Origin of the sequence: Streptomyces caniscabiei (genome assembly GCF_014930365.1) — a bacterium.
Taxonomy (GTDB): Bacteria; Actinomycetota; Actinomycetes; order Streptomycetales; family Streptomycetaceae; genus Streptomyces; species Streptomyces caniscabiei.
Genome location: NZ_JABXWI010000006.1, coordinates 461,270 through 483,910, shown reverse-complemented (window position 1 = coordinate 483,910; position 22,641 = coordinate 461,270). Strand labels below are relative to the sequence as shown.

Genomic DNA, 22,641 nt, shown 5'->3' with positions numbered 1-22,641 from the left:
CCCGAGGCGGACCGGCGGAGACCCTTCCGTGGACTAGACCAGCGGGGCGCGCAGAGGTATACAGAGGGATCACGCCACGAGGAGCCGGGAAGGCGGAGCATGAGCACCGACGTCAGCAGTGCGGAGCACGAGAACGGGGCGACCGTCCGTACCGCACGCGTGCCCAAGTACTACCGCCTGAAGAAGCACCTGCTCGACATGACCGAGACGCTTCCGCCCGGCACGCCGGTACCGCCCGAGCGCACCCTGGCCGCCGAGTTCGACACCTCGCGCACGACCGTGCGCCAGGCGCTGCAGGAGCTGGTGGTCGAGGGGCGGCTGGAGCGCATCCAGGGCAAGGGCACGTTCGTGGCCAAGCCGAAGGTCTCCCAGGCGCTGCAACTCACTTCGTACACCGAGGACATGCGCGCCCAGGGACTGGAACCCACGTCCCAGCTGCTGGACATCGGTTACATCACGGCCGACGACACGCTCGCGGGACAGCTCGACATCACCGCCGGCGGCCGGGTGCTGCGCATCGAGCGCCTCCGCATGGCGAACGGCGAGCCGATGGCGATCGAGACGACCCATCTGAGCGCCAAGCGCTTCCCGGCGCTGCGCAGGTCGCTGGTGAAGTACACGTCCCTCTACACCGCGCTCGCCGAGGTGTACGACGTCCGGCTCGCCGAGGCCGAGGAGACCATCGAGACCTCGCTGGCCACCCCCCGCGAGGCGGGCCTGCTGGGCACGGACGTGGGTCTGCCGATGCTGATGCTCTCCCGGCATTCGCTGGACAAGGACGGTCAGCCGGTGGAGTGGGTGCGGTCCGTGTACCGGGGCGACCGGTACAAGTTCGTGGCCCGCCTCAAGCGGCCTCAGGACTGAGCCACCCGGAGCCCTCCTGCGTCGAACACCCGCCACTCCACACAACCTCCGCATCCGATATCCGGACTGGGGGTTCCGTACGACGGAACGCGTCCCTTAGATTTCCTGCGCGCTCAGCAGGTGACCAGCAAGGGGACGGAGTCGGACATGTCAGAAGCGCCTGAAGTGAGACCACCGGGAGCACCGGTGGTGACACCTGTCAGAGTGGTCATCGCCGTGTGTCTGATCGCCCCGTTCGTGGCGATGCTCTGGGTCGGCTCGTACGCCAAGACGGAGCCGGCGTTCATCGGCATCCCCTTCTTCTACTGGTACCAGATGGCCTGGGTGCTCATCTCCACGGCGCTGACCGCCACCGCGTACGTGCTGTGGCAGCGCGACCAGCGCGCCCGGAGGTCCACCGCGTCCCAGCGGCCCGAGCAGTCCCAGCAGTCCCAGGACGGGGGTGTCGCGAAGTGAAGGACGGCGTGAACGGCGTGGCACTCGCCGTCTTCATCTTCTTCTTCCTGGCCGTCACGGTCATGGGCTTTCTGGCCGCGCGCTGGCGCAAGGCCGAGAACGAGCACAGCCTCGACGAATGGGGCCTGGGCGGCCGGTCGTTCGGCACCTGGGTGACCTGGTTCCTGCTCGGCGGCGACCTGTACACGGCGTACACCTTCGTCGCCGTGCCGGCGGCGATCTACGCGGCGGGCGCGGCGGGCTTCTTCGCGGTGCCGTACACGATCCTCGTGTACCCGCTGATCTTCACGTTCCTGCCCCGGCTGTGGTCGGTGTCGCACAAGCACGGCTATGTGACGACCTCGGACTTCGTCCGCGGGCGCTTCGGCTCGAAGGGCCTGTCGCTGGCGGTCGCGCTGACCGGCATCCTCGCCACGATGCCGTACATCGCCCTGCAACTCGTCGGCATCCAGGCCGTCCTGGACGTGATGGGCGTCGGCGGCGGTGAGGACACCAACTGGTTCATCAAGGACCTGCCGCTGCTGATCGCGTTCGGTGTCCTGGCGGCCTACACCTACTCCTCCGGCCTGCGGGCCCCGGCGCTGATCGCGTTCGTGAAGGACACCCTGATCTACGTCGTCATCGCGGTGGCGATCATCTACATCCCGATCAAGCTCGGCGGCTTCGACGACATCTTCGCCAAGGCGGGCGAGGCCTACAGCCAGACCAACCCGGCGACGGACAAGCCGCGCGGCGCGCTCGTCCCGGGCGACGCCAACCAGTGGACGTACGCGACGCTGGCCCTCGGCTCGGCACTGGCGCTCTTCATGTACCCGCACTCGATCACGGCGACGCTGTCGTCCAGGAGCCGTGAGGTCATCCGCCGCAACACCACGATCCTGCCGCTGTACTCCCTGATGCTGGGCCTGCTGGCCCTGCTGGGCTTCATGGCGATCGCGGCCGGCATCCAGGTGCAGAACGGGCAGCTGGCGATCCCGCAGCTGTTCGAGACGATGTTCCCCGACTGGTTCGCGGGCGTGGCCTTCGCCGCCATCGGCATCGGCGCCCTGGTGCCCGCGGCGATCATGTCCATCGCGGCGGCGAACCTCTTCACCCGCAACATCTACAAGGACTTCATCAAGCCGGACGCCACGCCCGCGCAGGAGACCAAGGTCTCCAAGCTGGTGTCCCTGCTGGTGAAGGTGGGCGCGCTGGCCTTCGTCCTCACCATGGACAAGACGGTCGCCATCAACTTCCAGCTCCTGGGCGGCATCTGGATCCTCCAGACCTTCCCGGCCCTCGTGGGCGGCCTCTTCACCCGCTGGTTCCACCGCTGGGCCCTCATCGCCGGCTGGGCGGTCGGCATGCTGTACGGGACGATCGCCGCGTACGGCGTGGCCTCGCCGACCCAGAAGCACTTCGGCGGCTCGTCCGCCGAGATCCCCGGCATCGGCGAGATCGGCTACATCGGTCTCACGGCCTTCGTCCTGAACCTCCTGGTCACGGTGATCCTCACCTTCGTCCTGCGGGCCGCCAAGGCACCCGACGGCATCGACGAGACCAGGCCCCAGGACTACACGGCGGACGCCGGCGACCCGGGCGTCCAGGTGGAACTGCCTCCGGCGACGGCGGGGACCAGCCACTAGCCGTGGCCTCGGGCCGACCCCGCGTCCGGTGCGTTGTCCGGTGCGTTGGCGGGTGCGGGTCCGGTGGGGGCTGGTCGCGCAGTTCCCCGCGCCCCTGAAAAGCAGGGGCTGCGCCCCACGCTTTTCCCCGAAGGGCCGAAGGCTCCTTCAGGGGCACGGGGAACTGCGCGAGAAGCCCCACCGGACGGACGCCTGGGGGTCGAAGGGGCGCAGCCCCTGGGTGGGGGCACCTCCCGCTCGAGCGAAGCCGAGAGTGGGGGAGGGACGGGTAGGGGCGGCGGGGGCGCACAACGCACGGCTACTCTGAAACGGTGACCGTTCGCCCCCCGATCGTCCTGGACAGCGACCCCGGCATCGACGACGCCGTAGCCCTCCAGTACCTGCTGGGAACCGGCCTGTGGGACCTCAAGGCCTACACCTCCGCCGGCGGCAACCTCCCCGCCGAGGCGACGTACGCCAACGCCCGCGCCCTGGCGAGAGCCCTCCGCATCGACACCCACATCCCGGTCCACAGAGGCGCCGGCCGGCCCCTCTCCCGCCTCCCCTACCGCGAGGCATCCGCCTTCCACGGCCCCGCGGGCCTCGGCGACGAGACCCTGCCCGACTCGACGGCCGCCCACCCGACGGAGTCGTCCGCCCAGGCCCTGCTCCGCCTGTCGAAGCAGTACGAGGGCGAGCTGACGGTGTGCGCCACCGGCCCCCTCACCAACGTGGCCATCGCCCTCCTGGAGGACCCGCACTTCGCCCACCGCGTCCGCAAGTTCGTGTTCATGGGCGGTGCGGCCCAGGTCCCGGGCAACTTCACCCCGGTCGCCGAGTTCAACATCTGGGCCGACCCGGACGCCGCCGAGATCGTGCTGTCCTCCGGCATCCCGTTCACCATGGTCGACCTGGACGCCTCGCACCGCTGGCTGTTCCGCCCGGAGGACCTCGCCGCGCTGGAGGCCGCGGGCCCCGGCACGGCCCTCGCCGCCCGGCTGATGCGCACCTACATGGACGCCTACGCCCGCCACGGCGGCGACGGCACCTGCCCGCTGCACGATCCGCTGGCGGTGGGCGTCTGCGGCGACGAGGCGTTCGTCGAGGCCGCCGACGGGGCGGTCGTCGTGGAGTGCGCGAGCGAACTCACCCGCGGCCAGACCGTGTTCGTGCCGACCTCCGCCCGGCGCGTCTACTACTCCGAGTCCCCCGGCCTGACCGCCCGACTGCGCGCCACCGGCCGCGTCGCGCTGGGCCCGGGCACCCGCGACTTCACCCAGGACTTCGTGACGACGCTGCCCAAGTGGCCGGCGACGGCCTGACGAAATCCGATTGTCCGACCGGCGGCACTCCCCTGTGGACAACCGCCGCCGCGCCGAGCCGCCTCTCGTGCAGACTGCGACGCATGGACATCACGATCAGGAGAGCGGCTCCCGAGGAGTACGCCGCGCCGGGTGAGATCGCCGCCCAGGCCGACCCAGCCGCCGACAGACAGGTGCTGGGCGGAGTGAGCTTCGTCCCCGACGTCACGCCGATCACCTCTGAGTTGACGCTCTGACACCCTGCGAAGCCGAATGCGACACAACATGTGGGGGTGACACCGCGCCCCGGCACTAGATGTATGCTCATGCTCGCTGTCGCCGCAGGGGAATCCGGTGTGAATCCGGAGCTGTCCCGCAACGGTGTACTTGCGTGTACACATCACCATGTGCGCACGCCTGTTCAGTCCGAACACCTGCCGACAGTGCGCCCGGCCGTCCGGTCCGGGTGCCCTGACGTCCGGGCCTCGTGGAATGGGCCGGTGGACGCGACGCCCCCGTGCGCTCGTGTGCTGCCGCCTGCCCTCCGCAGGGCCTCCAGCCGAGCGAGGGAGAGCCCCACGTGACCATCGCGCCAGCCGATCCGGTGTCAGCCGACCTGGCCGCAGCCGACCTGGCCGCAGCCGAGCCGGTTCCAGCCGACCCGGCGACGGAGACCGACGCTCCCGGTACCGCGTTGCTGCGGACCCTGACCGAGCTGACCGCCGACCTCCCCGACGCCGACCCCGGCCGGGTCGCCGCCGCCGCGCTGCGCGGCCGGTCGGTGCGCGCGTCCTCCGCCGAGATGGTCGCGGAACTGCGCGAGCTGGCCACGGAGGCGGCCGCGGGCCTCATCTCCGAGGACCCCGCCTACTCGCGACTGGCCGCCCGGCTGCTGGCCATCGGCATCCGTGCCGAGGCCGCCTCGCAGGGCGTCACGACGTTCACCGACTCCATCGCCGTCGGGCACCGCGAGGGCCTCGTCGCCGACCGCACGGCCGAGTTCACCCGCACCCACGCCGAGCGCCTCGACGCCCTGATCGACCCGGCGGGCGACGACCGCTTCGGCTACTTCGGCCTGCGCACCCTGTACAGCCGCTATCTGCTCCGTCACCCCCTCACCCGCAAGGTCGTCGAGACGCCCCAGCACTTCATGCTGCGAGTCGCCGCGGGCCTGGCCGAGGAGACGGGGGCCGACGAGCAGGCGGGCGTCCGCGCCCTCGACGAAGTCGCCGCGCTCTACGGGCTCATGAGCCGCCTCGACTACCTCCCCTCCTCCCCCACGCTCTTCAACTCCGGTACGCGACACCCCCAGATGTCGTCCTGCTACCTCCTCGACTCCCCGCTGGACGAGCTGGACTCCCTCTACGACCGCTACCACCAGGTGGCCCGCCTCTCGAAGCACGCCGGCGGCATCGGCCTGTCGTACTCCCGCATCCGCTCGCGCGGTTCGCTGATCCGGGGCACCAACGGGCACTCCAACGGCATCGTGCCGTTCCTGAAGACGCTGGACGCCTCGGTCGCCGCCGTGAACCAGGGCGGCCGGCGCAAGGGCGCGGCCGCGGTCTACCTGGAGACCTGGCACTCCGACATCGAGGAGTTCCTGGAGCTGCGCGACAACACCGGCGAGGACGCCCGGCGTACGCACAACCTGAACCTGGCGCACTGGATCCCGGACGAGTTCATGCGCCGGGTCGAGGCCGACGAGCAGTGGTCGCTGTTCTCCCCGTCCGACGTGCCCGAGCTGGTCGACCTGTGGGGCGAGGAGTTCGAGGCCGCGTACCGCAGGGCGGAGGCGGAGGGCCTCGCGAAGAAGACCATCGCCGCCCGTGACCTGTACGGCCGGATGATGCGCACCCTCGCGCAGACCGGCAACGGCTGGATGACCTTCAAGGACGCGGCCAACCGCACGGCGAACCAGACGGCCGAGCCGGGCCATGTCATCCACTCCTCCAACCTCTGCACGGAGATCCTGGAGGTCACCAACGACGAGGAGACCGCGGTCTGCAACCTGGGCTCGGTGAACCTCGGCGCGTTCGTCGACCGGGCTACGGGCGACATGGACTGGGCGCGGCTGGACGCGACCGTCCGCACCGCCGTCACCTTCCTCGACCGCGTGGTCGACATCAACTTCTACCCGACCGAGCAGGCGGGCCGCTCCAACGCCAAGTGGCGTCCGGTCGGGCTCGGCGCCATGGGTCTCCAGGACGTCTTCTTCCAACTGCGGCTGCCCTTCGACTCCCCCGAGGCGAAGGCGCTCTCCACCCGGATCGCCGAGCGGATCATGCTCGCCGCGTACGAGGCCTCCGCCGACCTCGCCGAGCGCACGGGCCCGCTGCCGGCCTGGGAGAAGACGCGCACGGCGCGCGGTGTGCTGCACCCCGACCACTACGGTGTCGAGTTCACCTGGTCGGAGCGCTGGGCGGCCCTGCGTGAGCGCGTCGCGAGGACCGGCCTGCGCAACTCCCTGCTCCTCGCCATCGCGCCGACGGCCACCATCGCCTCGATCGCCGGTGTGTACGAGTGCATCGAGCCGCAGGTGTCCAACCTGTTCAAGCGCGAGACGCTGTCCGGCGAGTTCCTCCAGGTCAACTCGTATCTGGTGAAGGACCTGAAGGAGCTGGGCGTCTGGGACGCCCGCACCCGTGAGGCGCTGCGCGAGTCCAATGGCTCGGTGCAGGACTTCGCGTGGATCCCGGCCGAGGTCCGGGCGCTGTACCGCACGGCCTGGGAGATCCCGCAGCGCGGCCTGATCGACATGGCCGCCGCCCGCACGCCGTATCTGGACCAGGCGCAGTCGCTCAACCTGTTCCTGGAGACGCCGACCATCGGCAAGCTCTCCTCGATGTACGCGTACGCCTGGAAGTCGGGCCTGAAGACCACGTACTACCTGCGCTCCCGCCCGGCGACCCGCATCGCCCGCGCGGCGCAGGGCAGGGGCGCGGCGCAGACCCCGGCCCTGCCCGAGAACACCATCCCGGCACAGCAGGCGGCCGACCCGGACGCCGTCGCCTGCTCCCTTGAGAACCCCGAGTCCTGCGAGGCCTGTCAGTGATGTCCAGCAACCAGAATCTCCTCGACCCCGGCTTCGAGCTGACGCTCCGCCCGATGCGTTACCCGGACTTCTACGAGCGCTACCGGGACGCGATCAAGAACACCTGGACCGTGGAGGAGGTCGACCTCCACTCGGACGTCGCCGACCTCGCGAAGCTCTCCCCCGCGGAGCAGCACCTGATCGGCCGTCTGGTCGCGTTCTTCGCGACGGGCGACTCGATCGTGGCGAACAACCTCGTGCTGACTCTCTACAAGCACATCAACTCCCCCGAGGCGCGGCTCTATCTGAGCCGCCAGCTCTTCGAGGAGGCCGTGCACGTCCAGTTCTATCTGACGCTGCTGGACACCTACCTCCCCGACCCGGAGGACCGGACGGCGGCCTTCGCGGCGGTGGAGAACATCCCCTCCATCCGGGAGAAGGCGGAGTTCTGCTTCCGGTGGATGGACTCAGTCGAGAAGCTGGACCGGCTGGAGTCCCAGGCGGACCGCCGCCGCTTCCTGCTCAACCTGATCTGCTTCGCGGCGTGCATCGAGGGCCTGTTCTTCTACGGCGCCTTCGCGTACGTCTACTGGTTCCGCAGCCGGGGTCTGCTGCACGGTCTGGCCACCGGCACCAACTGGGTGTTCCGCGACGAGACGATGCACATGTCCTTCGCCTTCGAGGTGGTGGACACCGTCCGCAAGGAGGAGCCGGAGCTCTTCGACGACCAGCTCCAGCAGCAGGTCACGGACATGCTGAGGGAGGCCGTCGAGGCCGAGCTGCAGTTCGGGCGCGACCTGTGCGGTGACGGCCTCCCGGGCATGAACACCGAGTCGATGCGGCAGTACCTGGAGTGCGTGGCCGACCAGCGCCTGACCCGCCTCGGTTTCGCCCCGGTCTACGGCTCGGAGAACCCCTTCTCCTTCATGGAGTTGCAGGGCGTCCAGGAGCTGACCAACTTCTTCGAGCGGCGTCCGTCCGCGTACCAGGTCGCGGTGGAGGGCACCGTCGACCTGGACGAGGACTTCTAGGGGTTCCTCTCGGAGCCCCCGGCCGGGTGCTCCGGGAAACTCCCGGTCCGCCGGGGGTTCCGAGGAACTCCCGGTCCGCCGGGGTCACTTGAGGGTGACCGCGTCCCCGGCCGAGGTGACCCTCGCGGTCGTCGTCGTGCCGGGGAAGTACCAGCGCCAGCTGCCCGCCGCCGTGACGGTCACCTTGGCGGCGACCTTGCCGGCGCTGCCCGTCTTCACCGTCTTCACGGTGGTGTAGCGGGCGGCGCCCTTCTTCCTGAACTGGAGCTGTACCGACTGCCCGGTGAAGCCGCGGTACGTCAGCGTCTCCCAGTCGGCCCGGGTCAGCTTGCCGCCGACGGTGATCGCCGTGCCCTTGGTGACCTTCTCGGGCTTGATCACGGAGGTCAGGACCGAGGCGCGCTTGACCTTGTACCGGGCGATGTCGTCGGAGATCCAGTAATCACCGTCGTTCGCCTTGACGGTGGCGTTGACCTGCCAGACTCCGGCGACGCGGTTGGAGTCGATGTCGTCGCTGTCGGCGATCCAGCCGGGGTCGACCGTCATCGTTCCCGTGCACACCGATGTCGTCGAACTCTTCTTCTTGCAGGACGAGTCACCGTCCCAGGTCGTGAAGCCGTAGCCGTTGGTCCGGTTGAAGGTGCTGAGATCGGTGATCTTCTTGGCACCCGAGTTGTCCTTGACGGTGACGGCGACCGGGTACCGGATGGTCTTCGCCGTTCCGATGATGACGTTCTTGCCCCCGTTGACGACCGTCCTGGTGACGCGGACGTCCCCCTTGCCCTCGGCATGGGCGCCGGTCGCCGCCAGCAGCACCAGGGCCGCCGCCCCGCCCGCCACGGCCAGGGTCCGGCCGTGTGCGGGGCGCGTTCTGTGTCTCATGATCCTCCCCTTGGGTCGAGGAGAGGCTACACAGAGGGCTGATCACTGTCGTACAGGTAGGCGATCAGGCGGGGCGGGCGACGTGGTGGGACGACGCCCGCCGTTCCTCCGCCGCCCGCGCGAGCTGCCGGTCGACGCGTCGGTCGTGCACGACGCCGACGACCGCGGGCAGCACCACCAGGGCGAGGAGTCCGAGGACGGCCAGTGTTCCGATGAGTCCTTGCAGCTGTGTCGTATCCATGGACACCACTGTCGCGCCGAACGCTCCTGACAAACAGTGGCAGGACTGCCGCACCCCCTCGAATTCCTGCCACGGAGGAGGCACACTGGCAGCATGCTGAAGAACGTGGCCGCCATCCTCATGGACGGGATACATCCCTTCGAACTGGGCGTCGTCTGCGAGGTCTTCGGCCTCGACCGCAGCGACGAGGGCCTGCCGGTGTACGACTTCGCGGTCGCCTCGGCGGAGGGCCCGACCCTGGGGACGCACGCGGGGTTCACCGTCTCCACGCCGTACGGCCTGGACCGGCTCGAAGAGGCCGACCTGGTCGTCGTACCGGCGGGCGACAGCTATGTGCACCGGACCTACCCGGCCGAGCTGCTCGACGCGCTGCGCCGGGCCGCGGACCGGGGCGCCCGGGTGCTGAGCGTGTGCTCGGGCGTCTTCGTGCTCGGCGCCGCCGGGCTGCTGGACGGCCGGCCGTGCACGGTCCACTGGCGGCACGCCGAGGAACTGGCCCGGCAGTATCCGCGCGCGATGGTCGAGCCGGACGTGCTGTACGTGGACGCGGACCCGGTGATCACCTCGGCGGGCACGGCGGCCGGTATCGACGCCTGTCTGCACATCGTCCGCAAGGAGCAGGGGCCGGAGGTGGCGAACAGGATCGCCCGGCGGATGGTGGTGCCGCCGCACCGCGACGGCGGCCAGGCCCAGTTCATCGAGCGGCCGCTGCCGCGCTCGCAGTGCGACACAGTCGGCGAGGTGCTCGTGTGGATGGAGCGGCATCTCGACGAGGAGGTCACCGTCGAGCAGCTCGCCGCCCGCGCGCACATGTCCCCGCGCACCTTCGCGCGCCGCTTCCAGCAGGAGACCGGGACCACGCCGTACCGCTGGATCCTGCGCCAACGGGTGCTGCTGGCCCAGCGGTTGCTGGAGGCGACGGACGAGACGGTGGACGCCATCGCCTGGCGCACCGGCTTCGGCACCGCCGCCGCCCTGCGTCATCAGTTCGTCCGGTCGCTGGGCACGACCCCGCAGGCCTACCGCCGGACGTTCCGGGGCCCGGAGGCCGCCTGAGGCGGCTGCGGACCCGCTCAGTCGTTGGCGACCACGGGGTAGCGGGGCTCGTTCTCGGCCATCTGCCGCAGGGCGTCCTTGCGGTCGCGCTTGGAGAGCCGGTCGATGTAGAGGTAGCCGTAGAGGTGGTCGGTCTCGTGCTGGAGGCAGCGCGCGAAGTAGCCGGTGCCGCGGACCTTGATCGGGTTGCCCTTCTCGTCCTGCCCGGTGACCTCGGCGTAGTCGGGGCGGGCGAGCGGCATGTACGCCGTCGGCACGGACAGGCAGCCCTCGTTGCTGTCGTCCAACCGGCGCTTCTCGGCGGGCAGTTCGACCAGCTTCGGGTTGCAGACGACACCGGTGTGGCGCTTGCCCTCGTCGTCCGGGCAGTCGTACACGAACACCTTCAGGTCGACGCCGACCTGGTTCGCGGCCAGGCCCACGCCCTCGGCGGTGTGCTGGCTGGCGAACATGTCGTCCACCAGCTTGGCCAGCTCGTCGCCGAATTCCGTGACGTCCTTGCACTCCTTGTGCAGCACCGGGTTCCCGACCACGGTGATCGGCAACGACGTGCCACGCTCGCGGTAGGCCTGCTCGCGCTCCTCGCAGTCCTCCGTGTCGACGACGAACCCCTCGTCATCGACGGGGAGCACGCCCACGTGCTGCTGATCGGTGTCCTGCTGGGCCATGACAGACGTACGCCTTCCTCAAAACAACAAGCGATGAAGTTGCTGATACAGGGTACGGGGACCGAGCCCCGTAAGGGGCGCGGGGAACTGCGCGAGCAACCACGACGAACCGTGGCCGAAAGGGAACCGCGAGCCCCCTAACAAACCTCTTCCAGATCCCGCCAATCACGGGAATCCGGACTGTCGGCCACCCACCCGTCCAGCAACCCCCGGACCAGCGAGGCCGGCGCGGCCACCCCGCACTCCCGCTCCGGCGCCCACAGCTGCCCGTCCGTGACGTGTCCCAGCGGCCCGGGATGCCCCGGCTCACTGTGATCGTGCGGATCGAGATGCTCGCCGTCGCCCTCGTCGGACGGCATCCGCGACTCCGAGCACAGCCGGCACAGCAACCGCACCGACGACGACCAGTCCTCCGCCGCGAACCCCGCGTCCGCCGCGAGCCGCTCCAGCGCGTCCCGGTCCGCCTCGGTCGCGGCCTCCAGCAGCACCACCCAGGTCGGCACGGGGGACGGCGCCCACAACTCGATCTCGTCGAACACCGGATACGCGTGCCCCGCGGCCGTGGTCCGCTCGCCGTGCGGCACCCCGTCGTGCAGGACGACCTCGCCCCAGCGCCGCCCGGAGGACGGCAACGGGATGGAGAGCACCTCGATCCGGGCGGGGTCGAGCCGCCGCCCCCAGACCACCTCGGCCTCGCCCTCGGGCGAGAGCCGTACGGCCGCGCTGCCGAGGTCCATGCCCACCGGCTCACCGGAGTCACCGGGTCCGCTTCCGGGTTTCGGCCGGGACGCGCCCCCGGGCACCCGCAGCCCGTACGCCTGCCAGGCCCGACGGGCCAGCGGCCAGTCCTGGAGGGCGGTCGCGGCGATGCCGACGTTCCACCAGTCCGGTGCGCCGGTCTCCCGGTCGAGCAGCGCGACGGCCCTGAGGCCGGCCGCTCTCGCCTGCTCCCAGTCGTGCCGGAACTTGTGCAGCAGCGCCAGGTTGAACCAGGACTCGGACAGCCACGGCTCCAGGTCCGCGGCACGTGTCAGCAGCGCCCCCGCGTCCTCGTACCGACCGTCGCCGATCAGCGTGAACGCACGATCGGTGGCCTGCCGCCAGGAGGCGGAGGGCCGATGCCGTCCCTTGCCGAAGATCCTCACGATTCCCGCCTGCCAGTTACGGTTCCCGCCTGCCAGTTCCGTCGGAGTGGGCTGGCCGTCGCCCCCGGTACACCCTCTCCCTCGCATCCAACCACGACCGGATGGAGGGCCGCTCATTACCCATGGGTTACCCCACCGCGGGCAAGGTCAGACAGTCTCTCGACAGTACCCGCGCGAGCGACTCCACCACCTCCGGGTGATAGTCCCGAGCCGTGCCCGGGCGCAGTTCCTCCAGCACCCTGAGCGGTCCTTCGAGCCCTGCTTCCCGGACCTTCTCCTCGTATGCGTTCACGGCACGCACGATTCGCGCGCCGACCGGCTGCTCACGGTACGGATCCGCCTGCCGTTCCACCACCACGGCGACCTCGGCGTCCACCCCGGTCTGCCGTACGACGGCGCCGCCCAGCAGCGCGATCCGGCGCTGCTCGGCCGCCGGCGGTGGCCCCGGCGGGGACGGGGCCGACGAGGCTCAGCCGGCCGATGTCGTGCATCAGGGCCGCGTACTCGACGACGGTCAGCTGGGACTCGCCGAGCCCCAGCTCACGGCCCACTTCGCGGCTCAGCAGGGCCTCCGCCGGGCGTGCCCGGCGGGTGTGTACCCGGCGATCTCGGTGGCGCGGGCGAGGGAGGCGATGGTCTGCCGGTAGGTGGCACGGACGTGGGCGTAGCGCCGCAGCGACAGCTGGGTGAGCAGCAGCGGCAGCGAGAAGACCGGCAGCGCGCACAGCCCGGCGACACCGATCGCGAGGGCCATGACGGCCGCGACGACGACGGCGACGACCTGGAGCACGCCGTGCCCCGTCGGCTGCCCGGCGTTCTCCCTCAGCAGCGCGTACGCCGGCGACCGCGTCCCGGCCGCCCCGAGCGGGCACCCGCTCGGCGAACACCAGGATCCCGCCGTCGAGCAGCGCGAGCACCCCGCAGAACACCACCGCCGCGGCCCCGGCGGGCAGCAGCACGTAAGGGAAGTCGGGGCCCTCGACCCGGGAGACCAGCGCCCCCCGGCACGGCGACGAGCGCGGCGGCGGACACCGGCAGCAGAAAGCGCCCCGGCGAGGAGGACGGGGAAGAAGGTGCCCATGCCCTGGGGCGCGCGGTGGCCCATGAAGGGGCAGGCCAGGGCTCCGAGGACGACACAGGCGACGTACAGCACGTGCCCATGCCGGCACCGAGCCCGCGGCACCCTCCCGAGTGCAGGCTCCGGAGCCTGGGACGGGCCGGAACGGGAGGGCACGGCTACGGGTGAATCCATCACGCCACGACGGCCGGATTAGCTCCTTCGAGTGAAGCGCCGCTCCCGAGCGGACCGGCCCGACCGACGCACCACCGTGCCTCACACCGCCGTGCGCCTCACACCGCCCGACCTCACACCATCGTGCGCCTCGCACCGCCGCGCCTCGCACCGCCGCGCCTCGCACCGCCGGACCTCACGCCTTCGCGTCTCGCGCCTTTGCCTGCCGCGCCCGTCGAGCCGCTTCCGCTCAGTGCGCCACGTCCGCGGCGAGCGCCCTGTTGAGCTGTTCCACGGTCGCCGGGGACTCGCGCTGGAAGGCGGCGAGGTCGAGGCCGTCGTCGCCCATGACGGTCAGCAGGGTGCGCTCCCCCACGGCGACGACGATGACGTGCCCCGCGCCGCACCGGACGACGACCTCACGGAGCGCCCCGACTCCGGACTGGTCGGCCATGCGGCGGCTGACCCCGAGGGTGGCGGCGGCGAGGGCGGCGACGGACTCGGGGTGGACCTTGTCGACGTCGGCGACGACGAGGAGCCCGTCCACGGTGGACAGGACGCTCTCGGCGACGCCCATCACCCGGTCACGCAACGAGGCCAGGATGCCGGTCAGCGATTCGGTCGATGCGTGTGCGGTCATGGGCACGTGCTCCTTGGTCCATACGTCTGCGGTGGGTGTGCGGTCCGAGCGGCAGAAGGTGCTGGCGGGACTGCCCCGGCGCCCGCTACTCGGGCAGGTGAGGGTCGGACTCGGGGAGAGCCCGCAGCCCGCGGCGGACACGCCGCAGCATGTCGACGGAGGGTTGGTCGGCGAGCAGTTCCTCGGCCGACAGCAGGGACATGGGCGGGAACGGGGACGGCACGGCCGGATTGTCCGACGTGTCGCCACCGGCGTCCGCGGGAGGATGCGGCGCGCCCCGCACGGGTAACGGCGGTGGCTTCGCGGCGACTTCACCGGGTCCGGCGCGCGACGGCCGTTCTGCGGCCGGGGCGTCGTGCTCGGTGGGCGGTGCTGTTCCGGCCGCCGTCCCACCGGACGGTGGCCGTGCGGCCGCGCCGCCCCCGGGCTCGGCGGACGGTGGTCGTGCGGCACCGGGGTGGACGGGCGCGACGGACCGCGGGGCTTCGGCGGGCGGGACCGGGCGGTCGTCCGCGGGCGCTCTCGGCACCGGACGCCGTCTCAGGCGGGCGACCTTGCTGCGTATACGGCGTTTGCGGGCCGGGTCCTTGTGGGGGCTCACTACCCGCCCTTCGCTCCGAGGTCTCCGGCGGGAGAGCCTCCGCCGGGCCTGCGTCTGGGCAGGGGACCGGCTCTCGGTGACTGTTCGTCCGGTGCGGGCTGCCCCTGGAGGGCCCGGGGCGCGGTGCTGGGCCGACCGTCGGGGACGGGCCTGGTCTCCCAGTGGACGGCTCGGCGCGCTTCCAGTCGGATGAGGTCCAGCATCACCGCGTAAAGTCCGCGCCCCCGGGCGAAGGCGAGATCACGGGGGGTGCGGCGGCCGTTGGCGCTCTCGACGAGGTCCCGGTGACGTCGAGTCAGTCGTGCGTCGGGCTCCGGGGTGCCGTGGGCGCCGGCCGGCCGGGGCCGGATGCGGGCCAGTTCGCCCGCGGGACCCCACAGCCGGGTCAGCAGGGCCATACGGCGGGTGGTCTCCTCGGCCAGCGGCCGGGGCTCGATCCCGGGCCGGGCGAGGAGGGTGGGCCGGCGTTCGGTCAGCTCCCAGCCGCCGGGCGGGCTGAGCGCCATCGCGAAGGCCCCGTCGAACACGGCCGCCGTGCAGACGACCTCCAGTTCGGCGGCGCCGATCAGACCGGCGGCGACCAGCTGCGCGGCGAGCCGGTCCGCGTCGGGTTCGGCCGCGCAGGCCGCCAGCCAGGCGTCGTCGTCGATCCGGCCGGAGGCGAGCAGCGTGGACGTCGCGGTCGGCGCGCCCGGTGTCTCGATCGCCCCGATCAGTCCGTCCCGCAGGTGAATCGTGCCACCGGGGGAACCGGAGACCCTCACCGTGCCGGTGTAGCTCTCCTGGTGCAGTGCCTGCAGCAGGGCGGGGACGTTGCGTGCCGAGGGTGTCTTCACGCCAGCACCTCGCGCGCCCGGTCGCCCAGGCTGCGCAGTGCCAGCGCCACGTTCGCCCGGTCGCGGTCGAGTCCGGCCGCGAGCAGCAGCGGGTCACCGGCCGACCGGTCCACGGAGAGCAGTACATGATGGCGTCGCCTGCTGGTCATGACCACGCTCTCCAGCTCGCCCTCGGCCCCGGCCGCGCCGAGCCGGTCGGAGATGAGGGTGGCGAGATCCGAGCACTCCGCCCCCGTACCAGCCTGGGCGGCGTCGCCCGCGACGGCGTAGGTGAGTCCCGTGACCGCGTCGATCAAGGCGAGGCCGGTGACACCGGGAGAGTCGAGAAGTCGGTCCAGGGAGGCCTGGAGCGCGGGCTTCCTTTCCTCAAGTCCCCCCATTCGCCCTCCATGTTGACGCGCCGCACAGTACTTTGAACGCCAACTTCCGTAAGCCACAGCAAAGTTGATGTTTGTGACCGCTGGGGTCACTCGTGTCGATCGTAGTTGGCCGGACAGTGACCGGTCAGCAGCACTGAGGAATTGGGGCAGCAAATGAACATCGAGACGGCACTCAAGGAAGCCATGGCCCTCGACGGTGCGGTCGGTGTCGCGCTGGTCGACTACGAGAGCGGCATGTCGCTCGGCGCCCTCGGTGGCGGGCAGCACCTCGACCTCGAACTCGCGGCGGCCGGAAACACCGAGGTGGTGCGCTCCAAGATGCGCACGCTGGCCTCGCTGGACATGGACGACGTGATCGAGGACATCCTGATCACCCTGGGCCGGCAGTACCACCTGATCCGCCCGCTGAGCAGCAGCAAGGGATCGCTCTTCCTCTATCTGGCGCTGGACCGCTCCCGCAGCAACCTGGCGCTTGCGCGGCACGGCCTGAAGCGCATCGAGAACGGCCTCGAGGTCTGAGCCCGTTCCCCCACCGCGTTCCGCACACGACTGAGCCCGTTCCGTGGGCGGCCGGACGGCCGTTCACGGAACGGGCTCAGTGGACGGTTCAGCTCTCCTGTGGTGTGACCGGCGAAGCCGTCACATCATGCTCGGGAACGGTCTGTCCCGATCGGACCAGATCGATCCGGCCCATCACCTTGGCGCGCAGATCGGTGGGCACGTCGTCCTGCCCACAGCACCGCTTGACCAGCTTCTTGACGGCCTGTTCGAGCCCGTACTTCTCCAGGCAGGGCGAGCACTCCTCGAAGTGGTGCTCGAACTTGGTGCAGTCGGCGTCGGGCATCTCCCGGTCGAGGAACTCGTAGAGATGATCGAGGATTTCGCTGCAATCCGTCTCATGCGGCTCTCCGCAGCTCATGAGCCCGAGCCTTTCGCTTCGTTCGACTCCCCGGCGCCGGCCGGAACCAGCCCGCGGTCACGCGCGTAGTCCTCGAGCATGCCGCGCAGTTGACGACGGCCCCGGTGCAGCCGGGACATCACCGTACCGATGGGTGTCCCCATGATGTCGGCGATCTCCTTGTACGCAAAGCCCTCGACATCGGCGAGATACACCGCGATGCGGAACTCCTCGGGGATCGCCTGCAGCGCCGCCTTCACATCCGAGTCGGGCAGGTGATCGAGCGCCTGCGACTCGGCCGAACGCAGGCCTGTCGACATGTGCGACTCGGCGCGCGCCAGCTGCCAGTCCTCGATCTCCTCGGCCGCGCTGCGCTGGGGTTCGCGCTGCTTCTTGCGGTACGAGTTGATGAAGGTGTTCGTGAGGATGCGGTACAGCCAGGCCTTCAGGTTGGTGCCCTCACGGAACTGGTGGAAGGACGCGTACGCCTTCGCGTACGTCTCCTGCACCAGGTCCTCGGCGTCGGCCGGGTTACGCGTCATGCGCAGCGCGGCCGAGTACATCTGGTCGAGGAATTCCAGAGCATCCCGCTCGAACCGGGCGCTGCGCTCCGCGGCGGTCTCGGTGCCCTCGGGCTGCTCCGCCTGGCCCCGTTCGGTCCCTGCGTCGGTCCCAGTGACCGGACCCACCTCCTCCAGCGTCTGTGCGATACCGAAACCGGTACCACCAGAATCGGAGGATAGACGACGATCCATGCCCGCCGCCGCCCGAACAGGCCCGCTCTTGGCCGCGTGCAGCACCGTCCAGTCCAGGTCAGCGCGGCTGCTACGGCTCGGGCAATAGGTCGAACCCATGCGGCGGACTTCCTCTCGTACGGCGGTCAGCGCCATCTTTCGCGCTGTCTGATCCGCACAACCAAGGTCCGCCGCTCCGCATTCCCGCCCACCGCCGGACGGGTCATCCAAGTGACGCGATCCACTCCACGACACCGTCCGTGATCACCGTCAGCGCCTCGTCCTGCCCGAGGGGCGCCCGCTTCGGCACGGCGAACCCGTGATCCCCGTACGGCACCTCCACGAGCCCGTACGCGCCCTCCGGGAACTCCTCCGGCCTGCCGAACGGATCGTTGCCGCCCTGGACCACGAGGGTGGGCACCCCCGCCCCGAGCAGCTCGTCGGCCCGGGACTTCTCCGGCCTGCCCGGCGGATGCAGCGGAAAGCTCAGCGCCAGTACGGCCGCCGCGCCCAGCTCCGTGGCCGTGCGGCAGGCCACCCGGGCCCCGGCGCTCCGGCCGCCCGCGATCACCGGCAGTCCCGGCTTCGCCAGCGCGGGCCACAGTCCCCGCCAGCCCACGTCCAGCGTTCCGGGCGCGGGCGCGAGCTTCTTCCCAGCCACCCGCCACGGCTGTTCCACCAGGGCGACGGTCACCCCGTGCGCGGGGAGCACGGCGGCGAGGGCCCGCAGATCACGGGCCTCGATGCCGCCGCCGGCGCCATGGCCGACGGCGAGCACGAAGGCCGGGTCCTCGGCCTCGTACCAGCTGACGCGGCCCGTGCCGGCCTCGGTGTCGATCTCTTCCCGCGCTGCTGCCTCGTTCTCGGTCACGTCAGAAGAGTGTGCCCTCCTCGGGCCCCTCCAGCTCCTTCAGCAGCTCCGGGCCGTTGTTGCGGACGTTGCTGACGGCCGTGGAGACGGGGTAGGCGCGCATCAGCCCGGCGGGCGGCGGGTCGAGCAGCCCGCGCAGGTCGTCGAGGTCCGTGCGCGCCGGGTCGAGCCAGCTGTCCCAGCGGTCCGGCGTCAGCATCAGCGGCATCCGGGGGTGGATGTCGGCCAACGCGTGCGGGCCGTCCGCCGGTGCCACCGCCAGCGGGCTCGTCTCGGCCTCCGTCGTGATCACCGAGCAGGTCGCCCACCAGGCCTGCGGATGGTCGTCGGGCAGCGTCCTGTCCCGCCAGAACTCGTACAGGCCGGCCATCGCGAAGACGGAGCCGTCGGCCGGGAGCACGAAGTAGGGCTGCTTGCGCGGCCGCTTCTTCTTGCCCTCCACCTCCAGCTCCCGCTCCCCCTGGCCGGTGACCCACTCGAAGTAGCCGTCGGCGGGCAGGATGCACCGCCGGGTGGCGAAGGCGCGGCGGTACGACGGCTTCTCGTGCACGGTCTCCGCGCGGGCGTTGATCATCCGCGCGGCGCCCTCGGGGTTCTTGGACCAGGAGGGGACCAGTCCCCACTTCAGCTTCCGCAGCTGGCGAACCGGCCGCTTGTCGTCGGCGTCCTTCAGAGGGCGGTCGAGGACCGCGTAGACCTCCTTGGTGGGAGCCACGTTGTAATCCGGCTCCAGGGTCTCCTCCGGCTCCCACTTCTCGATCTCAAAGACTCCTGCGAGATCCTCGGGCCTACGACTCGACGCATACCGTCCGCACATGACTGCCACACTGCCAGGCCGACCCGTCACCCGACCACCGCCCCCCGACAATGGCGCCACGCGCCCGCGTCGATCGCGACCCCGAGGAGCCACCGCAGAACATGGAAAGCACCGCAGCCACCTCGCTGGCCAGCCTGTGGGACGAAGTCTTCGGCACCCAGCCCGATCCCGACCTGTGGGTCGTCATAGCCACCGCGGTCGCCGCGCTCGCGGCGATCGTCCCGCACGGCGTCTGGCGGCTCTCGCGCAACGCCATCACCATCGCGCACGAGGGCGGACACGGACTGATCGCGCTGCTCACCGGCCGCACCCTCACCGGCATCCGACTGCACTCCGACACCAGCGGCCTCACGGTCAGCCGCGGCAAGCCCACCGGCCTCGGCATGATCCTCACCGCCGCCGCCGGCTACACGGCTCCCCCGCTCCTCGGCCTCGGCGGCGCCGCACTCCTCGGCTCCGGGCGCATCACCCTCCTCCTCTGGCTCGCCACGATCCTGCTGGTCGCCATGCTGGTCATGATCCGCAACGCCTACGGCGCCCTGACGGTCCTCGTCACCGGCGGCACCTTCGTCGTCTCCTGGCTGGCGGGCCCCCAGGTCCAGGCCGCCTTCGCCTACGCGGTGGTCTGGTTCCTGCTGCTGGGAGGCGTCCGCCCGGCCTTCGAGCTCCAGGCGAAGCGCCGCCGGGGAGGCGCCGGCGACTCCGACGCCGACCAGCTCTCCCGGCTGACCCACCTCCCGGCGACGGTGTGGCTGGTGATGTTCCACGTGGTGTCCCTGTGCGCCCTGACGGGCGGCGGACGCTGGCTGCTGAACCTCTGAGCGCCCTGGAGCCGAGGCCCCGCGGGGCGCCCGTCAAAGGGCACGCGGGACCGCGCGAGAACTCCCGCCGAACCCTCAGCCGCCCACGGCGATCACGAGGCACCCCCTCGGGCGAACCCCTACTAAAGTGGCCGCATGGCCCTGAACGCACAGCCCGCCCTCTGGCCCGCCCCCACCGCGAGCGGAGCCGTCGACGCGACGGTCCACGTCCCGGGGTCCAAATCGGTCACCAACCGCGCCCTCGTCCTCGCCGCCCTCGCCAGCGAACCCGGCTGGCTGCGCCGCCCCCTGCGCTCCCGCGACACCCTCCTGATGGCGAACGCCCTGCGCGCGATGGGCGTCGGCATCGAGGAGACCGTCTCCTCCAGTTCCTCCGGCGCGGGCGGCACCGGCGAGGCCTGGCGCGTCCTGCCCACCGGTCTGCACGGCCCGGCCACGGTCGACGTCGGCAACGCGGGCACGGTCATGCGCTTCCTCCCCCCGGTGGCGGCCCTGGCGGACGGCCCCGTCCGCTTCGACGGCGACCCCCGCTCCTACGAGCGCCCCCTGAACGGCGTGATCGACGCCCTGCGCGCCCTCGGCGCCCGCATCGACGACGACGGCCGGGGCGCGCTCCCCCTGACGGTCCACGGCGGCGGCGCCCTCGACGGCGGCCCGGTGGCGATCGACGCGTCCTCGTCGTCGCAGTTCGTCTCGGCGCTCCTCCTCTCGGCCCCCCGCTTCAACCAGGGCGTCGAGGTCCGCCACACCGGCGCGACCCTGCCCTCCCTCCCCCACATCCGGATGACCGTGGACATGCTGCGCTCGGTGGGCGCGCAGGTGGACACCCCGGAGTCGGGCGGCGAGCCCAACGTCTGGCGGGTCACGCCGGGCGCCCTGCTGGGCCGCGACCTCACGATCGAGCCGGACCTCTCCAACGCGCAGCCGTTCCTGGCTGCGGCCCTGGTGACCGGCGGCAAGGTCGTCGTCCCCGACTGGCCCGCGCGCACCACGCAGCCCGGCGACCAGCTCCGCGAGATCTTCACGGAGATGGGCGGTACCTGCGAACTGACCGAGTACGGACTGGTGTTCACCGGTTCCGGCGCGATCCACGGCATCGACGTGGACCTGAGCGAGGTGGGCGAGCTGACCCCGGGCATCGCGGCGGTCGCCGCCCTGGCCGACTCCCCCTCCACGCTGCGCGGCGTCGCTCACCTCCGCCTCCACGAGACGGACCGCCTGGCCGCGCTCACCAAGGAGATCAACGAACTCGGCGGCGACGTCACCGAGACCGCCGACGGCCTCCACATCCGCCCCCGCCCGCTGCACGGCGGTGTCTTCCACACCTACGACGACCACCGCATGGCCACCGCCGGTGCGATCATCGGCCTGGCCGTGGAGGGCGTACGGATCGAGAACGTGGAGACGACGGCCAAGACACTGCCGGACTTCCCCGACCTGTGGACCGGGATGCTCGGGAAGAACTGACGGGCGGACCGGGATCATGCGCCGTTACGGCAAGCACACCGACGAGGACGACATCCGCAGCCGCCCGAACCGCAAGGGCAACCGTCCCCGGACGAACATCCGCCCGAAGCACGAGGACGCCGCCGAGGGCCTGGTCCTCACGGTCGACCGGGGCCGGCTGACCTGTCTCGTCGAGGACCGCGTCGTCCTCGCGATGAAGGCCCGCGAACTGGGCCGCAAGGCCGCGGTCGTCGGCGACATCGTGGCCCTCGTGGGCGACCTCTCCGGCAAGAAGGACACCCTCGCGCGGATCGTCCGCATCACCGAGCGCACGTCGGTGCTGCGCCGCACGGCCGACGACGACGACCCCTACGAACGCGTCGTCGTCGCGAACGCCGACCAACTCGCCATCGTCACCGCCCTCGCCGACCCCGAGCCGCGCCCCCGCCTCATCGACCGCTGCCTGGTGGCGGCCTACGACGGCGGTCTGGACCCGCTCCTCGTCCTGACGAAGTCGGACCTGGCCTCCGCGGACAAACTCCTGGAGCTCTACGGCGACATCGACATCCCGTACGTCGTGACGAGCCGCGACGAGCTGGAGACGGGCGGCGCCGCCGACCGCGTCCGCGAACACCTCGCGGGCAAGGTCACCGCGTTCGTCGGCCACTCGGGCGTCGGCAAGACGACTCTGGTGAACGCCCTCGTCCCGGAGGACCGGCGCCGCACCACGGGCCATGTCAACGCGGTGACCGGCCGCGGCCGGCACACCACGACCTCCGCACTCGCCCTCCCCCTCGCGGACTCGGACGGCGGCTGGGTCGTGGACACCCCCGGCGTGCGTTCCTTCGGTCTCGCGCACATCGATCCGTCCCGGGTGATCAACGCCTTCCCGGACCTGGTGCCGGGCACGGAGGGCTGCCCGCGCGCGTGCAGCCACGACGAGCAGGACTGCGCGCTGGACCAGTGGGTGGCGGACGGACACGCGGACCCGGCCCGGCTCTACTCCCTGCGCAGGCTGCTCGCGACGCGCGAACGGCGGGAAGGCGACTGACTCCGCACTGACCTCCGCGTTGTTTGCGCCCCCGTC

General features: G+C 71.1%; 24 protein-coding genes, 1 pseudogene and 1 riboswitch. Of the genes and pseudogenes, 12 read left to right on the top strand and 13 right to left on the bottom strand.

What is annotated here, in order from left to right:
* The first annotated feature begins 99 nt into the window (after nt 1–99).
* From HW837_RS19655 to HW837_RS19625, 7 genes are all read left to right on the top strand, one after another.
* The gene (locus HW837_RS19655) at nt 100–864 is read left to right on the top strand and encodes a GntR family transcriptional regulator (protein WP_045559025.1); all 765 of its coding nucleotides are present in this window, start codon (nt 100–102) and stop codon (nt 862–864) included.
* Nucleotides 865–1,011: 147 nt separating this feature from the next.
* Nucleotides 1,012–1,320 (top strand): DUF3311 domain-containing protein, encoded by a 309-nt coding sequence (locus HW837_RS19650; RefSeq protein ID WP_064744251.1) that lies wholly within the window; start codon nt 1,012–1,014, stop codon nt 1,318–1,320.
* Nucleotides 1,317–2,945, top strand: coding sequence for a monocarboxylate uptake permease MctP (gene mctP / locus HW837_RS19645; protein ID WP_193381525.1), 1,629 nt, complete (start codon nt 1,317–1,319; stop codon nt 2,943–2,945). Before HW837_RS19650 ends, mctP begins: the two co-directional genes overlap by 4 nt.
* A 311-nt stretch (nt 2,946–3,256) precedes the next feature.
* Complete coding sequence (locus tag HW837_RS19640) at nt 3,257–4,246, top strand: nucleoside hydrolase (protein ID WP_193381526.1); 990 nt, start codon at nt 3,257–3,259, stop codon at nt 4,244–4,246.
* 83 nt (nt 4,247–4,329) lie between these two features.
* Nucleotides 4,330–4,482 carry a hypothetical protein gene (locus HW837_RS19635; RefSeq protein ID WP_159040915.1) on the top strand — a complete coding sequence of 51 codons (153 nt, stop codon included), beginning with the start codon at nt 4,330–4,332 and terminating at the stop codon, nt 4,480–4,482.
* A gap of 63 nt (nt 4,483–4,545) precedes the next feature.
* Nucleotides 4,546–4,681: riboswitch (cobalamin riboswitch) on the top strand.
* A 124-nt stretch (nt 4,682–4,805) separates the two neighbouring features.
* The gene (locus tag HW837_RS19630; RefSeq protein ID WP_390623617.1) at nt 4,806–7,277 is read left to right on the top strand and encodes a ribonucleoside-diphosphate reductase subunit alpha; all 2,472 of its coding nucleotides are present in this window, start codon (nt 4,806–4,808) and stop codon (nt 7,275–7,277) included.
* Entirely contained in the window at nt 7,277–8,287 is a 1,011-nt protein-coding gene (locus HW837_RS19625) for a ribonucleotide-diphosphate reductase subunit beta (RefSeq protein ID WP_078853594.1), read from the top strand. The genes HW837_RS19630 and HW837_RS19625 overlap by 1 nt, the downstream gene beginning before the upstream one ends.
* Nucleotides 8,288–8,371: 84 nt before the next feature.
* Here the strand turns inward: HW837_RS19625 and HW837_RS19620 are convergent, their stop codons facing one another.
* Entirely contained in the window at nt 8,372–9,169 is a 798-nt protein-coding gene (locus tag HW837_RS19620; RefSeq protein WP_196789887.1) for a hypothetical protein, read from the bottom strand.
* Nucleotides 9,170–9,233: 64 nt separating this feature from the next.
* The gene (locus tag HW837_RS19615) at nt 9,234–9,410 is read right to left on the bottom strand and encodes a hypothetical protein (RefSeq protein ID WP_177262101.1); all 177 of its coding nucleotides are present in this window, start codon (nt 9,408–9,410) and stop codon (nt 9,234–9,236) included.
* Nucleotides 9,411–9,503: 93 nt separating this feature from the next.
* On the opposite strand from HW837_RS19615, the gene HW837_RS19610 reads away from it, so the two are divergent.
* A complete protein-coding gene (locus tag HW837_RS19610) occupies nt 9,504–10,466 on the top strand; it encodes a GlxA family transcriptional regulator (protein WP_045559034.1) in 963 nt (320 codons plus the stop codon).
* Between the two features lie 17 nt (nt 10,467–10,483).
* Here the strand turns inward: HW837_RS19610 and def are convergent, their stop codons facing one another.
* The 7 genes and pseudogenes from def to HW837_RS19575 all read right to left on the bottom strand — a co-directional run bounded on the left by def (nt 10,484) and on the right by HW837_RS19575 (nt 15,925).
* A complete protein-coding gene (def, locus tag HW837_RS19605) occupies nt 10,484–11,134 on the bottom strand; it encodes a peptide deformylase (protein WP_045559035.1) in 651 nt (216 codons plus the stop codon).
* A 137-nt stretch (nt 11,135–11,271) separates the two neighbouring features.
* Nucleotides 11,272–12,279 (bottom strand): tetratricopeptide repeat protein, encoded by a 1,008-nt coding sequence (locus HW837_RS19600; protein ID WP_045559036.1) that lies wholly within the window; start codon nt 12,277–12,279, stop codon nt 11,272–11,274.
* Nucleotides 12,280–12,406: 127 nt separating this feature from the next.
* A pseudogene (locus HW837_RS19595) lies at nt 12,407–13,135 on the bottom strand (HD domain-containing protein); the annotation flags it as partial.
* 625 nt (nt 13,136–13,760) lie between these two features.
* Nucleotides 13,761–14,150: a roadblock/LC7 domain-containing protein gene (locus tag HW837_RS19590; RefSeq protein WP_045559037.1), complete on the bottom strand. Its 390-nt coding sequence runs from the start codon at nt 14,148–14,150 to the stop codon at nt 13,761–13,763.
* A gap of 85 nt (nt 14,151–14,235) precedes the next feature.
* Complete coding sequence (locus HW837_RS19585; RefSeq protein WP_196789926.1) at nt 14,236–14,373, bottom strand: hypothetical protein; 138 nt, start codon at nt 14,371–14,373, stop codon at nt 14,236–14,238.
* Between the two features lie 377 nt (nt 14,374–14,750).
* The gene (locus HW837_RS19580; RefSeq protein ID WP_045559039.1) at nt 14,751–15,587 is read right to left on the bottom strand and encodes a DUF4388 domain-containing protein; all 837 of its coding nucleotides are present in this window, start codon (nt 15,585–15,587) and stop codon (nt 14,751–14,753) included.
* On the bottom strand, nt 15,584–15,925 hold the full coding sequence (locus tag HW837_RS19575) for a hypothetical protein (RefSeq protein ID WP_045559249.1): 342 nt from the start codon (nt 15,923–15,925) through the stop codon (nt 15,584–15,586). Before HW837_RS19575 ends, HW837_RS19580 begins: the two co-directional genes overlap by 4 nt.
* Nucleotides 15,926–16,120: 195 nt before the next feature.
* Here HW837_RS19575 and HW837_RS19570 point away from each other — a divergent pair, with 195 nt between their 5' ends.
* Nucleotides 16,121–16,486, top strand: coding sequence for a hypothetical protein (locus HW837_RS19570; protein WP_045559040.1), 366 nt, complete (start codon nt 16,121–16,123; stop codon nt 16,484–16,486).
* Between the two features lie 88 nt (nt 16,487–16,574).
* Here HW837_RS19570 and rsrA read toward each other — a convergent pair whose 3' ends face one another.
* From rsrA to HW837_RS19550, 4 genes are all read right to left on the bottom strand, one after another.
* Complete coding sequence (gene rsrA, locus HW837_RS19565) at nt 16,575–16,886, bottom strand: mycothiol system anti-sigma-R factor (protein ID WP_045559041.1); 312 nt, start codon at nt 16,884–16,886, stop codon at nt 16,575–16,577.
* On the bottom strand, nt 16,883–17,554 hold the full coding sequence (gene sigR / locus HW837_RS19560) for an RNA polymerase sigma factor SigR (RefSeq protein WP_045559042.1): 672 nt from the start codon (nt 17,552–17,554) through the stop codon (nt 16,883–16,885). Before sigR ends, rsrA begins: the two co-directional genes overlap by 4 nt.
* Before the next feature lie 268 nt (nt 17,555–17,822).
* Nucleotides 17,823–18,470: an alpha/beta hydrolase family protein gene (locus tag HW837_RS19555; protein ID WP_193381527.1), complete on the bottom strand. Its 648-nt coding sequence runs from the start codon at nt 18,468–18,470 to the stop codon at nt 17,823–17,825.
* A 1-nt stretch (nt 18,471) separates the two neighbouring features.
* Nucleotides 18,472–19,287, bottom strand: coding sequence for an SOS response-associated peptidase (locus HW837_RS19550; RefSeq protein ID WP_078853596.1), 816 nt, complete (start codon nt 19,285–19,287; stop codon nt 18,472–18,474).
* 101 nt (nt 19,288–19,388) lie between these two features.
* On the opposite strand from HW837_RS19550, the gene HW837_RS19545 reads away from it, so the two are divergent.
* The 3 genes from HW837_RS19545 to rsgA all read left to right on the top strand — a co-directional run bounded on the left by HW837_RS19545 (nt 19,389) and on the right by rsgA (nt 22,605).
* On the top strand, nt 19,389–20,108 hold the full coding sequence (locus HW837_RS19545; protein WP_193381528.1) for a M50 family metallopeptidase: 720 nt from the start codon (nt 19,389–19,391) through the stop codon (nt 20,106–20,108).
* Between the two features lie 135 nt (nt 20,109–20,243).
* Nucleotides 20,244–21,575: a 3-phosphoshikimate 1-carboxyvinyltransferase gene (aroA, locus tag HW837_RS19540; RefSeq protein WP_193381529.1), complete on the top strand. Its 1,332-nt coding sequence runs from the start codon at nt 20,244–20,246 to the stop codon at nt 21,573–21,575.
* A gap of 16 nt (nt 21,576–21,591) precedes the next feature.
* The gene (gene rsgA, locus HW837_RS19535) at nt 21,592–22,605 is read left to right on the top strand and encodes a ribosome small subunit-dependent GTPase A (protein WP_045559047.1); all 1,014 of its coding nucleotides are present in this window, start codon (nt 21,592–21,594) and stop codon (nt 22,603–22,605) included.
* The last annotated feature ends 36 nt before the right edge of the window (nt 22,606–22,641 follow it).